Origin of the sequence: Legionella massiliensis (assembly GCF_000756815.1) — a bacterium.
GTDB lineage: Bacteria > Pseudomonadota > Gammaproteobacteria > Legionellales > Legionellaceae > Tatlockia > Tatlockia massiliensis.
Map to the genome: position 1 here is coordinate 158,436 of NZ_CCVW01000001.1, position 12,649 is coordinate 171,084.

Consider the following 12,649-nt stretch of genomic DNA (forward strand, 5'->3'; position numbering starts at 1 on the left):
TTTGTTATATTTTTAATCAATTAATCCAATAAAGCCTGTTCGACTAAAGCCTGCTGTTGCTGTGCGTGAAGGATCGGACTTCCAACTGCTGGTGAAGCAGCAAACTCTCTTCCTGCATAACTGAGGCTCTGATCGGCGCGCAAACAAGCAACTATATTATGTTGTGTAGCGAACCAAACACCTTGGTTCTGAGGCTCTTCCTGACACCAAACTACCGATTTAGCATTTGGATATTTTTCCAATTCCTGAATCAGCGTTTTTTTCGGGAAGGGATAGAGTTGCTCTACACGAATAATTGCAACATGGCTCAGTTTTTTGTCATCACGTCGTCTTTGCAAGAGATCATAATAAACCTTACCACAGCATAAGACGACCTTGGTCACCTTTGCTGCATTCAAATCATCGACCTCTGGAATGACCGTTTGGAATTTACCCTTGGTTAAATCCTCTAGTGGTGATACAGCCAACTTATGGCGTAGCAAACTCTTAGGCGTCATAACAATCAGAGGCTTGCGGAATTTGCGTATCATTTGGCGACGCAACAAATGGAAGATCTGCGCGGGAGTTGTTGGTGTACAAACCTGCATATTATGCTGAGCACAGAGCTGCATATAGCGTTCTAGTCGAGCTGAAGAATGCTCAGGACCTTGACCTTCATAGCCGTGTGGCAGGAGCATTACTAAACCGCAGAGCCGACCCCACTTTTGCTCCCCTGAACTAATAAACTGGTCAATAACAACCTGCGCACCATTAGCAAAATCACCAAATTGCGCTTCCCAGAGAACTAAGGATCTTGGTTCTGATGAGGCATAACCATATTCAAAGGCAAGTACGGCTTCTTCTGAAAGCACAGAATCAATTACGGCAAAGGGCTTTTCCGGATTAGACGCTGTCTTTTCCAGTGGAACATAGGTATTCCCTGTTTTTCCATCATGCAGGACTGCGTGACGATGTGCGAAAGTTCCTCGACCTGAGTCTTGACCAGACAAACGAACACCATAGCCCTCAGCTAACAAACTGGCATAAGCCATTGTTTCGGCATAACCCCAGTTCATTGGTAGTTCGCCACTTGTCATTTTGTCGCGATCAGCCAGTAAACGCTTAACAACTGGATGCAATTCAAAATTAGCTGGCAACTGGTTAAGTTGCTTTGCCAAAGATTGAATAGTGCTCTTAGAAATTGTGGTATCGGCCTTATCTGTCCACTTAGCATTAATATAGGGTGTCCAGTCTACAGCAACCTTTCCTTCATAATCACCCTGAACAACATCAACTACAGCCTGTCCCTTATCCAATCTGTCTCGATAAGATTCGACCAAATTATCGACCTCTTCTTTTTTAATCAGGCCATTAGCTATCAATTGCTCTGCATAGATTTCTCTTAGCGTAGGCATTGATTTAATCTTTAGATACATCGTTGGCTGGGTTACTGAAGGCTCATCAGCTTCATTGTGACCATGACGACGGTAGCAGACCAAGTCAAGTACGATATCTCGTTTGAATTTCATTCTGAATTCAAAGGCAATCTGTGTTGCAAATACAACAGCTTCTGGGTCATCACCATTAACATGGAGAACCGGTGCCTGCACCATCTTCGCCACATCGGTACAATAGAGGGTTGAACGCGCATCCAAAGGATTAGAGGTTGTAAAACCAACCTGATTATTAATTACAATATGGATTGTTCCACCTGTGGAATAACCACGTGCCTGAGAGAAATTGAATGTTTCCATCACCACGCCTTGCCCGGCGAAGGCTGCATCACCATGGATAACAACAGGTACAACCTTATCTTTTTTATCCAAATCATGCTGGCGGCGTAGTCGGGATCGAGCAGAACCTTCAACTACTGGACCAATAATTTCCAAGTGAGAAGGGTTGAATGCTAGGGCTAAATGGACAACCGCGCCATCTTCCGTTCGTAGATCAGACGAGAAGCCCATATGATACTTAACATCGCCTGTACGCTCAGACTTAATCTTACCTTCAAACTCTTGGAACAATTGGCTAGGCTCTTTACCTAAAACATTGACCAAGACGTTCAAGCGTCCGCGGTGCGCCATGCCAATAACAATTTCTTTAACCCCTACATTCCCCCCTTGTCTGATAATTTCTTTCATCATAGGAATAAAGGCGTCGCCTCCTTCAAGTGAAAAGCGCTTTTGGCCCACATAACGAGTACCTAAATAACGCTCAAGACCATCAGCAGCAATCAGGTCATTAAGAATTGTACGTTTTCTATTCGCATCGAAGGTTGGTCTGCCACGCACGGACTCCATCTTTTCTTGTAGCCATTCGGTTTCAGCATTATCGGAGATATGCATGTATTCAATACCGATGCTGCCGCAATAAGTATCACGAAGAGCCTGATAGATATCGCGCAGAGACATTTGTGCGCCATTAAAGCTTTTACCGGCAAAAAATTTGCGCCCCATATCTGCTTCAGAGAGCTGGTGATAAGCCAATTCGAGGCTTGGAACGTGCATCCGCTCTGCCATTCCCAAAGGATCAAGCTTGGCAGCATGGTGTCCATGGGATCGATAAGCGTTCATCAAATGTGCGACCTGATATTGCTTGCTATCTTCAGAGATAACAACCGCAGCCTGCTTTTTATCAGCATTTTCCAGAAAATAATCGCGGATCTCTCGATGTGAAACATCCTTCACTCCACCATTCACTGTTGGTAAAGCCTCAAAAGCCGCGCGCCAATCGGCGGGGACTGAGTTTGGATCAGCAAGAAAGTCCTCATAGAGGGCATCGACATAGGCCATGCTTCCACCTGATAAATAGGAAGTAGCCCATTGATTTTGCAGGTCAGTACTGCTCATGGTTGTTTTCTCCAAAGGGATTTGCCCTGAATTTTCAATCAGGGCAAGAAAATCGCTATCAAGTTTCCTGGTTCAACATTTGTTTGCGTATTTCTGCAATCGCTTGCGTTGGATTGAGTCCCTTCGGGCAAACACTCGCACAATTCATAATTGTACGGCAACGAAACACAGAGAAAGGATCCTGTAGTTTATCCAAACGATGTTGTTTCGCTGTATCACGACTATCAGCCAAAAATCTACGTGCTTGTAAAAGTCCGGCTGGTCCAACAAACTTCTCTGGATTCCACCAGAACGAAGGACAAGAGCTTGTGCAGCATGCACACAAGATACATTCATACAATCCATCAAGTTGAGACCGCTCTTCCGGGGACTGCAAACGTTCACGCGCAGGAGCAACACTATCATTTTGCAGATAGGGTTCAATTCGCTCATATTGTTGATAAAATTGACTCATATCAACAACTAAGTCTCGTATTATCGGAAATCCAGGTAAGGGACGAATGACGATTTTGTCGGTATTTAATTGTGTAAGCTTTGTGATACAAGCTAAGCCATTGGATCCATTTATATTCATCCCATCAGAACCGCAAACACCTTCACGGCAAGAGCGTCTGTAGGTAATGGACGGATCCTGCTCTGCTTTTAAACGCTCAAGCAGAGTAAGTAGCATGGGATCACTTTTAGCCGGGATCTCAAGCTCATAATCCTGCATATGGGGTTCTTTGCCCGATTCCGGATCATATCGATAAATAGACAAGCTCAGATTTCTAATGTCAGCCACGGCATATCCTCTCTAGTAAACGCGCTCTTTGGGCTCCATTGGAGCAACGTATTTAGGTGAAGTATTTACAGGTCGGTATTCGATTGAGTCGCCCTCTGTAAAATACAGGGTATGTTTAATCCAGTTCGCATCATCACGTGCCGGGTAATCTTCACGGCTATGCGCACCACGACTTTCTGTACGAGCCAGTGCCGAATGAGCTGTAGCACAGGCTGTTGCCATCAGGTTATCCAGTTCCATTGCTTCGATGAAGGCAGTATTGAATACCTTCGATTTATCACTTAAATAAGCATTGGCTAAACGTTGACGTAAGGCTTCCAGACGGTGTAAACCTGAAGCCATCACTTCACCAGTACGGAACACACCAAAGTCTTCTTGCATCACTCTTTGCATTTCATCACGAATTACTGCAGGACTTTCACCCTCTTTTGAATTTTCCCAACGGTGATAACGTGCCAGAGAGGCTGCGATGTCATCATCTGAAATATAGGGCGACTCTGGCAATTGATTCGATTGCCAAAGCTCCTCAACATGTAATCCAGCAGCGCGGCCAAAGACAACCAAATCAAGCAGAGAATTACCACCTAAACGATTAGCGCCGTGAACTGAAACGCAGGCACACTCACCGGCCGCATACAAACCTTCAACAATTTCCTGCTGGCCATTCTTATGCGTTAATACCTGGCCATGCATATTAGTTGGAATACCCCCCATACTGTAATGGCAGGTTGGTACAACTGGAATTGGTTCAACAATAGGATCAACGCCAGCAAACTTCATTGATAACTCACGAATACCCGGTAAACGCGACATAATTAAGTCAGCTCCCAGGTGATCGAGTTTTAGCTTAACGTGATCGATACCCTTAGGATCAAAGCCTTTACCAGCTCTTATTTCTAAAGCCATAGAGCGCGCAACAACATCGCGAGAAGCCAAATCTTTTACGCGTGGGGCATAACGCTCCATAAAGCGTTCACCATCCTTATTGATAAGGTAGCCACCTTCACCACGGCAACCCTCTGTCACCAAGGTTCCAGCTCCAGCAATACCTGTTGGATGGAATTGCCACATTTCCATATCCTGTAAAGGAATACCCGCGCGTAAGGCCATACCAAAACCATCGCCGGTATTAATATGGGCATTAGTTGTCGATTGATAAATGCGTCCTGCACCACCTGTTGCCATAATGCAAACACGGGTTTGGAAAAATATGACTTCGCCTGTTTCAATACACATTGCAGTAACACCAGCGATACGGCCGTGAGTATCTTTAACGAAATCCATTGCATACCACTCGCTAAAGACATGTGTCTTTGCTTTTAAATTTTGCTGATAGAGGGTATGTAAGAGAGCATGACCCGTTCTATCCGCCGCAGCACAGGTACGTGCAGCTTGCTCTCCACCAAAATTCTTGGATTGGCCGCCAAATTGGCGTTGATAAATTCTGCCATTGTCCATACGAGAAAAAGGCAAACCCATATGCTCAAGCTCATAAACAGCTTCAGGCCCTGTTTTACACATGTATTCGATACAGTCCTGGTCACCGATATAATCAGCACCTTTAACAGTATCATACATATGCCAGCGCCAGTCATCGTCATGGGCATTACCTAAGGCAGTTGTGATACCACCTTGCGCAGATACAGTATGAGAACGGGTTGGAAAAACCTTTGACAAGAGTGCAACTTTTAAACCTGAATTTGCTAACTGCAGGGCTGCTCTCATCCCCGCGCCACCTGCACCGATAATTACTGCATCGAATTTATTACGTGCAATTGTCATGCTCATTGCCCCCACACAATCATTAAGCCCCAAAGAAATTGACTCAGCAACCACAGAGCAACCAACATTTGCACAGAGAGCCTTATCACTGTACATTTCATATAGTCAGTCGTTACTGTCCACACACCGATCCATGCGTGTAAGCTGAGAGCAAATAAAGCGATTAAACTAGCGACTTGGACCCATTGGCAGTGAAAAAGAGTATGCCACTGTTCATAATCCATATGAGGATGTGTTATCAAATAGGCCAAAATAAAGAGACTATAAACAGCAAAATATACCGCTGTAACCCTTTGAATTAACCAGTCTTTCAGGCCATTGCCTGTTAAACTTGTGACGTTGCTTACCATATCCAAATTCCTAGAAAAATTGTCAGAATCACAGCTAAAGCGATAACCAAGACAGCACTACGTCGCCCAGCGCAAACACTCTCACCATATCCCAGATCCATAATCATATGACGGATGCCAGCTAGCAGGTGGTATACCAGCGCCACAGTAAAAGCCCATAGCAGTAATTTGCAATAAGGACTCGTCAACATTTGTTGAAACTGCCCAAAGGACTCTGCGCTCTTTAGCGACAGGTGAAGAAGATAGAGGACATAAGGCAACAGTAAGAACATAACGAGCCCGGATATACGATGTAAGATTGAAGCAATCGCCATAGCGGGGAATTTCATCGTTGCCAAATCAAGATTCACTGGTCTTTTCTGATTCACTGTTCAAATCTTCCTTAAAAGAAATATGTTAAATACCTCTACAAAATTGCAAGGGTATGAATAAATTTAGTTACAACGGAAAACTTGCGGAGTATAGCACTCAGTTTTTTTCGGCGCAAAGCATCACTTTGGTTCTTATCGGGTCAGTCACTTCTCTAAGTGTTTTCCATTACCAGGCATTGATTTTTTATTAACCACAGAGGAATAAATAACGCCTTTTAGTGAATTATTAGACCTTTTCCGCAGCGATCTAATTAAACTCATACTATTCTTTAAATATACTGGGTGCAAGGAAATATCCATGCTAATAAAACGGCCCGTTTATAACAATCGATTAGAATGCGTGGCAGTTGAAATAATCGCTCATCAACAAGCTAAAGAGTATCGAGAGCTCTACGAGCACTTTGCGTCAATATTGCGCAACACAGATAAACAGCTCCCCCTTTTTTTACCCTATGCACTCAAGTTTCTGATCGAGAAACCAGACCTCCCTATTGAAAATCCAATTATCCTAAAACTCCATGCAGCAGATATTAATACTTTATGTCCTCGCGCAGAGTTAGAGTACACCACTTATACTATTGCATTGCTGATTGACAGCCCAGAGCAATTAGCCTGGTTGAATTTCGCTGAATACATTGCCTTGAGTGAACACTTGATGACAGCAGCAAATCTAACCAAGGTAGTAAAATACAGTCAGGATCGTAAACGGAAAGTCATTGCCTACGATATAAATCACACCACGAATTTTGAGCGGTGCAAGGCAATGTCTATGGATCTCTTTTGTGGCGACTTCCTATTTCAACCCAACGAACAGGAACAACAGGATATAGCTGCTAATCAATTAAATCTTTTAGAACTTATATCTAAGCTCCAGCAACAAGACACTAATTTGGATCATATCGCCGAACTTATTCAAGCGGATCCAATGCTAAGCTATCAATTGCTCCGCATAGCAAATTCAGTGGCCTTTTCAGGGTATCAAACCGTTGAATCTATCCAACAAGCAATTATGCGGCTGGGTATTATCAATTTAAAAAATTGGGTGATGGTTTTATCAATGACCAATGTCTCTAATAAGCCTGCAGAAATTGTTGAGTCTGGACTTATTCGGGCGCAAATGGCGCAAAGAATAGCAGAGTCGCAACCAGAGCTGAGTGCTGCGAGTGCCTATACCGTAGGCTTACTTTCTGTTTTAGATAGTTTAATGGATACACCGATGGAAAATCTGTTGGAAAAAATCACCCTCGCAGATGAAATTAAAACTGCCTTAATTTCCCATAGCGGCAGCTTAGGGCAGCTACTTAGTACTGTCATTGCTTATGAAGAAGGGCATTTAAATGAAGAAATGGGAACTAGCTATACGAATGTTGATCTAAGCAAGATCTATCTTGAATGCCTTGAGCAAATCTCCCTAAGCAAAAAAGCAATGAGTGCACCTAAGAGCTAGGGCTGGCCTATCCCGGCCTAACTAGGCCCATTAAAACTATCAACCTCTTCAAGTTTTTCAAATTCTCTTACTAGGGATTGTGAATACAGTTTTACATTGTCATCCACAGCAGTAAGACCAATCATTTTACCCAAGGCCATAAAAGCTATAGCGGCGAAAGCAATCATGCTAACGACTGGTACAGTAAAGGTACTAGTACTGAGGATGCCAGCAAAAAGGGCAAACATTAGAACGACCGCACCGATAATAATCATTGTCTTCGCTATACGCCTTGTTGATGGATTATCAGAGACAACTGCATTTTCAGCTTCCTTATAATAGTTGCTCGCCAAATTTAGAGGATCAGCTAAAAAATTGGCTGTTTTTGCGAGCCAGTCCACCTTGTCTTCATCAGGCGCCGTGGACAAAAAAACAGCACTTTGCAGCTGACGAGCAATCTTCAGAATATCTGGATCTTGCTTATAGGATTCTAAAGCCTCATTAAATTGTTGATAGGCTAGTTTAAGCAGGGTTAAGTCTGGTTCGTAATTGTCTTCTTGATTGTTATATAAAAATTGTCTTAAGCGATATAACAGAGCCCTGCCTTCTGGAGACTCTCTGAGATTCTGGCAGGCTCGCACTAATGCAGTATCAGTTTTTGGGGCTCTTAGCGTCAGCGTTTTTAATACCGTTAAGGGGTCTTCATAGAGGGCATTCATGAGGACTTGCATATCTTCAAAATCAGTGGGGTGATTATATACATAGTGCCATAAAGCTTTAAATTCAGAGGATTGGGTGAGCTTGGCAAAAAACTTGCCGCTTTGGGTGAACACTTCGGTTTGCTTTTGACTCTCCTGGAACTCATCTCCGATATAGCTAAGGAGAACCCTGACCCCTAGATTTATTTTAGCCTGGCCAATACTGACCTGTGATCGCTTTTCTTTAAGCTGCTCTATTTTTGCTTTAAGTAGAAGCTCTAAATCGCCTTCCTCGTAGCCGATTTGATGATAAGAGGCTTTTAATTCAATAAGACACATAAAAAGTGCAACAACTAAAGCGCTTCTTGAGCGCCCTGCTTTACAGTGAATATAAATAGCTTCTCCACGATTATATGCAGCCCACATTTTTTCTAGGGTTTCTAGCAGCAATTCTGGGTTAGCATTATCAGTAAAATCTGTAAATGGCAGGTGATGGTGTTCTATATCGGTATGTGCCCATAAGGAAGGGTTAGATACTGAGGTGGTCGCGCCACAGCCCGCCAATTCAAAGCAATCGTTGCAAGAAACAATCAACCCGTTGGGTGAAAGCTCTCCAAGTAATTCAGCATTAAAAGAATCTATAGGAATTTGTCCTAGAAGCACACGCCCACCTACGCGATTCTGTAAGACTTCATTATAGCTTTGATGCCATCCGGTCCATGCTTTGACTCGATTGAAAAAATGACTTACTCCAAAAAAAAGTTCGGAAAAGGTGCCTGTTAATTCATGAGAAAAAAACACGGAATAGTCAGACTTACGCATAGATGCTTGCCCTATTGATATCAGGAGATGAAAAGAGGTCGATTGAGCGCCGAGCTCAGATTTGGGCAAGATAATAGCACTTAATACTTTCTTTGCGCAACAACAAGATTTAGCCCCTAAAAAGGTTCGTTTAGCGTGTTAACCCTGGAGGCACAATTGGCGTATAACGTGGTGCTGGACGTGGGTAGCCATAGCCTTTATCAGCAAGACGTTTTACTGTTTGCAGATAACGCTCCCCCCAAGCACCGGGGTCAAAATTGGTAACGACAACGTTATAGGCTAAGTTAATAATTGATTCAAAGGCTTTCCGTTGAGCTATTTCATGACCGCCAAAGGAAACTTGCACTTCTGTTTCCTCATCAACTCCGCCTGATTTTAAACGTTCAACCAAGATATAAATCATTTTTTCAATAGTTAGAAACAATTTGCACATTGACATGGTGGTGTTATACATATCTTGGCTTTTTGACGTTGATAACTTAAAACCATGATCATGAATATTGTAGACGAACTCGCGTTCACCGGTAGCCTCATTCACTTCAGGCTCGATAACAATTGGCGGGGAGATAGGAACTATAGTTGGGCTTACCACATAAATGGTAAAATCTGCCCAGTGCCACCACAACTGATAGACTCGTTCGATTATTGTCAGTGGGTTATCGTCCAGGTCAACGGCCATAGTCCCTGATGTAAATCCACTAATTTCTTCTGTCAGTTCAGCCATTTATCAATACCTACCATCTTCTTATACCACTATCTTAGCTCAAAACAAGCTTATGAGCACAACTAAAAAAACATAAGAAACTGTAAAGTTGACGTAAATTTGCTCTATCTAAGCAAAATTTGGAATTATTCGAGGTACTGATAATAGATAGGAGGCTGTGTCTTACATTTAAAACATCGGCTCTGGCAGGCTGATTTTTCCTGACAATTTCCAATAATACCTTTACGCAACCATAGCTCCAGCATAGGTTGTAAGGCTTGAAGATCAAGATGAAACTCGCGCGCTATCTGCTGATTAGACGCTACGCGCACTCGACGCAGATACTCACGAATTTGCAACAGCATGGGCACCTCCTGGTAAGCCTGAGCGATAACGAACAAATACAAAAGTCAGCCCAGCAAGCACTAAGATTACTAAACACCAGCCTAGTGATTGCTGTGGATGAGCAGAAAGGGTTGCTAATTGATAAAACAATACTGCCGAAGCATAAGCAATAGCAAATGACCAGATTACTGAGAACCACATCAATTTTCTGTTGGCTTCTTGTCGAATAACAGCCATAGTCGATACGCAAGGTATATAGAGTAAAATAAAGAGCAGGTAGGCATAAGCTCCTGCTTGTCCATCAAAACGCGTCACCATCATGCCATAGACCGATTGCGAGAGTTCACCATCTGGCGCACTTGCGATAATGGGATTGATAAGAGCATGCCCTAATTGAGCAAGATTCTGGGGAATAGACCATAGCGCAGCTTGCAAAGAGCCCCAGAAATCAAAGGTCGCAGACGACATTTCCCCTAAATGACCAATTTGCGCGTAGAGCGAATTTAAGGAACCAACAACAACTTCTTTAGCCAGCATTCCGGTCAAAAGCCCAACTGTGGCAGGCCAGTTATCCTGATGCAATCCCATAGGCGAAAAAACAGGAGTCAGCCACTGTCCCAGCAAGGATAAGACAGAATGACTATTCGCGTCGGCTGTATTAATTCCTCCATCCAAAGTCAGTGCATTCAAACCACCTAAAATGACACAAATGGGAATAATTAATCGCCCGGCACGAATTACAAAATGACGCAAACGCATGGAAGTTTCTTTGAATAATCGCTTTAAGGCTGGTTTATGATAGGCCGGCAACTCTAATATTAAGGGAGAGGCCTGTCCACTTAGGGTTGTTTTGCGCAAAATAACCCCCGTTAATACCGCCATTAAAATACCGATCAAATAGAGGGAAAAAACCACATTCTGCCCCCCTGTCGGAAAAAATGCCGCCACAAAAACAGCATAAATTGCTAAACGGGCACTACAAGACATAAAGGGGCTCATTAGCACAGTCAATAATCGTTCACGTTCAGAATCAAGTGTCCGCGCCGCCATAATTGCTGGCACATTACAACCAAAACCAACAATCATCGGCACAAAAGATTTGCCAGGTAAGCCTAAGGCCCGCATCACTTTGTCAACGACAAAAGCGGCTCTTGCCATATAACCAGAGGCTTCTAGCAAGGATAAAAAGAAAAACATCGAAGCAATAACCGGAATAAAGGTTAGGGTCGTATTGATCCCCTTACCAATACCGTGGGCAAGCAAGGCAATCAACCAATGAGGCGTATTAAGCTGTTGCAACACCCAGGCACTACCCTGTACGAAAATAGTGTCGGTTGTAATATCAAAAAAATCTTGGAAGGCGCCACCAATATTAATTGCGAACAAGAACATCAGATACATCATGGCAAAAAATATCGGCAAAGCCCAAAAGCGATGCAGAACGATTCGATCTATTTTCGCAGTAAATTGTTCGCTGGTATCACTGCGCTTTTTCTGAACGCTGCTAACCATCTGATGAACTTTGTGATAACGAGCATCAGCGATAAGAATATCCAGCTCGTTATCGAGCGTATCTAGCTTAAATTGGCTAGAATCCTGCGTTGCTAGTATTAAATTATCACCTTCCAGAATTCGGCGCGCATAATAACCAGAATAGGTCTCGCTGATGCCTTGCGCTAATAACTGCTGTTGAATTTGCGTAAAAGACGTCTCAACCAGTGCAGGTAATTTCAATTTTAAGGGTTTTGCTGGCTCAATTGGCTTAGAGATTGCCTGATATAAATCCGCAAGGCCAATTTGTTTATGGGCTTGGATAGGCAACACCGGGCAATTTAGCTCCTTGGATAAAGCCTTGAGATCGATATCAATACCACTCTGCTTAGCAAGATCCATCATATTCAAAGCAATAACTACAGGCTTACCTAATTCGAGAATTTGACTCGTCAGATAGAGATGGCGCTCTATGTGACAAGCATCTATGACATTGATAATCAGGTCTGCATCAAGTTCAACAATCGCTTTGGCAGCAATTTGTTCATCCACACTCGACCCCTGCTCTGATGAGGATAAGGAATAAATTCCAGGTAAATCTGTAACGTCTATTTGTTGTCCATGCAAATCAAAGGAACCAGTTTTCTTTTCAACCGTTACACCCGGCCAATTACCTACTCGCTGATGCGAACCAGTAAGTGCATTAAAGAGGGTTGTTTTGCCACAGTTAGGATTACCGACAAGAAGAAGATGCCTCATATACGCTCCCATTCTAACAATCCGGCCTCTTCTTTACGCAGAGTCAAAGAAGTACCACGAACCTCTACCTGAACTGGGCAGCCTAAGGGCGCTATTCTGACTACTGATAATTCAACCCCTCGAGTAATTCCGAGAGACAATAAACGGCGTCGATACAACAAATCAGTTTGGCCAAAATCAACTAATCTTACTCGATCACCTTTTACAAGCTCAGAAATTCGCATTGTGTTCACAAATAAAGACAGAAAAGATTGCCATTCTATCACAAATGATATCGAGAATCATTCTCATTT

General features: G+C 43.2%; 11 protein-coding genes. 1 reads left to right on the forward strand and 10 read right to left on the reverse strand.

Annotation, left to right across the window (positions count from 1 at the left end; translation table 11 throughout):
* Positions 1 to 20: 20 nt before the first annotated feature.
* Genes BN1094_RS00730 through sdhC form a run of 5 tightly spaced genes read right to left on the reverse strand, consistent with a single transcriptional unit; the run spans position 21 to position 6,109 of the window.
* Positions 21 to 2,828: a 2-oxoglutarate dehydrogenase E1 component gene (locus tag BN1094_RS00730; protein WP_043872522.1), complete on the reverse strand. Its 2,808-nt coding sequence runs from the start codon at positions 2,826 to 2,828 to the stop codon at positions 21 to 23.
* Between the two features lie 58 nt (positions 2,829 to 2,886).
* Positions 2,887 to 3,609, reverse strand: coding sequence for a succinate dehydrogenase iron-sulfur subunit (locus BN1094_RS00735; RefSeq protein WP_043872523.1), 723 nt, complete (start codon positions 3,607 to 3,609; stop codon positions 2,887 to 2,889).
* Positions 3,610 to 3,621: 12 nt separating this feature from the next.
* Positions 3,622 to 5,391 carry a succinate dehydrogenase flavoprotein subunit gene (gene sdhA, locus BN1094_RS00740; protein ID WP_043872524.1) on the reverse strand — a complete coding sequence of 590 codons (1,770 nt, stop codon included), beginning with the start codon at positions 5,389 to 5,391 and terminating at the stop codon, positions 3,622 to 3,624.
* A 2-nt stretch (positions 5,392 to 5,393) separates the two neighbouring features.
* Positions 5,394 to 5,741, reverse strand: coding sequence for a succinate dehydrogenase, hydrophobic membrane anchor protein (gene sdhD / locus BN1094_RS00745; protein WP_043872525.1), 348 nt, complete (start codon positions 5,739 to 5,741; stop codon positions 5,394 to 5,396).
* Positions 5,735 to 6,109: a succinate dehydrogenase, cytochrome b556 subunit gene (sdhC, locus tag BN1094_RS00750; protein WP_043872526.1), complete on the reverse strand. Its 375-nt coding sequence runs from the start codon at positions 6,107 to 6,109 to the stop codon at positions 5,735 to 5,737. Before sdhC ends, sdhD begins: the two co-directional genes overlap by 7 nt.
* Positions 6,110 to 6,410: 301 nt before the next feature.
* On the opposite strand from sdhC, the gene BN1094_RS00755 reads away from it, so the two are divergent.
* The gene (locus tag BN1094_RS00755) at positions 6,411 to 7,559 is read left to right on the forward strand and encodes an EAL and HDOD domain-containing protein (RefSeq protein ID WP_043872527.1); all 1,149 of its coding nucleotides are present in this window, start codon (positions 6,411 to 6,413) and stop codon (positions 7,557 to 7,559) included.
* A gap of 17 nt (positions 7,560 to 7,576) precedes the next feature.
* On the opposite strand, the gene BN1094_RS00760 is transcribed toward BN1094_RS00755, so the two are convergent.
* From BN1094_RS00760 to BN1094_RS00780, 5 genes are all read right to left on the reverse strand, one after another.
* The gene (locus tag BN1094_RS00760) at positions 7,577 to 9,058 is read right to left on the reverse strand and encodes a protein-tyrosine phosphatase family protein (protein WP_043872528.1); all 1,482 of its coding nucleotides are present in this window, start codon (positions 9,056 to 9,058) and stop codon (positions 7,577 to 7,579) included.
* A 130-nt stretch (positions 9,059 to 9,188) separates the two neighbouring features.
* Positions 9,189 to 9,782, reverse strand: a complete 594-nt coding sequence (locus BN1094_RS00765) for a hypothetical protein (RefSeq protein ID WP_043872529.1) — start codon at positions 9,780 to 9,782, stop codon at positions 9,189 to 9,191.
* 125 nt (positions 9,783 to 9,907) lie between these two features.
* Positions 9,908 to 10,126, reverse strand: a complete 219-nt coding sequence (locus tag BN1094_RS00770; protein ID WP_043872530.1) for a FeoC-like transcriptional regulator — start codon at positions 10,124 to 10,126, stop codon at positions 9,908 to 9,910.
* Complete coding sequence (gene feoB, locus BN1094_RS00775) at positions 10,107 to 12,356, reverse strand: Fe(2+) transporter permease subunit FeoB (RefSeq protein WP_043872531.1); 2,250 nt, start codon at positions 12,354 to 12,356, stop codon at positions 10,107 to 10,109. The genes BN1094_RS00770 and feoB overlap by 20 nt, the downstream gene beginning before the upstream one ends.
* On the reverse strand, positions 12,353 to 12,580 hold the full coding sequence (locus BN1094_RS00780) for a FeoA family protein (RefSeq protein WP_043873623.1): 228 nt from the start codon (positions 12,578 to 12,580) through the stop codon (positions 12,353 to 12,355). Before BN1094_RS00780 ends, feoB begins: the two co-directional genes overlap by 4 nt.
* Positions 12,581 to 12,649 lie beyond the last annotated feature (69 nt).

Excerpts from the sequence above, each read along its gene's own strand:
- BN1094_RS00755 (WP_043872527.1), top strand. The coding sequence starts at position 6,411 with ATGCTAATAAAACGGCCCGTTTATAACAATCGATTAGAATGCGTGGCA.
- BN1094_RS00760 (WP_043872528.1), bottom strand. The coding sequence starts at position 9,058 with ATGCGTAAGTCTGACTATTCCGTGTTTTTTTCTCATGAATTAACAGGC.
- sdhD (WP_043872525.1), bottom strand. The coding sequence starts at position 5,741 with ATGGTAAGCAACGTCACAAGTTTAACAGGCAATGGCCTGAAAGACTGG.
- BN1094_RS00730 (WP_043872522.1), bottom strand. The coding sequence starts at position 2,828 with ATGAGCAGTACTGACCTGCAAAATCAATGGGCTACTTCCTATTTATCA.
- BN1094_RS00770 (WP_043872530.1), bottom strand. The coding sequence starts at position 10,126 with ATGCTGTTGCAAATTCGTGAGTATCTGCGTCGAGTGCGCGTAGCGTCT.
- BN1094_RS00765 (WP_043872529.1), bottom strand. The coding sequence starts at position 9,782 with ATGGCTGAACTGACAGAAGAAATTAGTGGATTTACATCAGGGACTATG.
- feoB (WP_043872531.1), bottom strand. The coding sequence starts at position 12,356 with ATGAGGCATCTTCTTCTTGTCGGTAATCCTAACTGTGGCAAAACAACC.
- sdhA (WP_043872524.1), bottom strand. The coding sequence starts at position 5,391 with ATGACAATTGCACGTAATAAATTCGATGCAGTAATTATCGGTGCAGGT.
- BN1094_RS00780 (WP_043873623.1), bottom strand. The coding sequence starts at position 12,580 with ATGCGAATTTCTGAGCTTGTAAAAGGTGATCGAGTAAGATTAGTTGAT.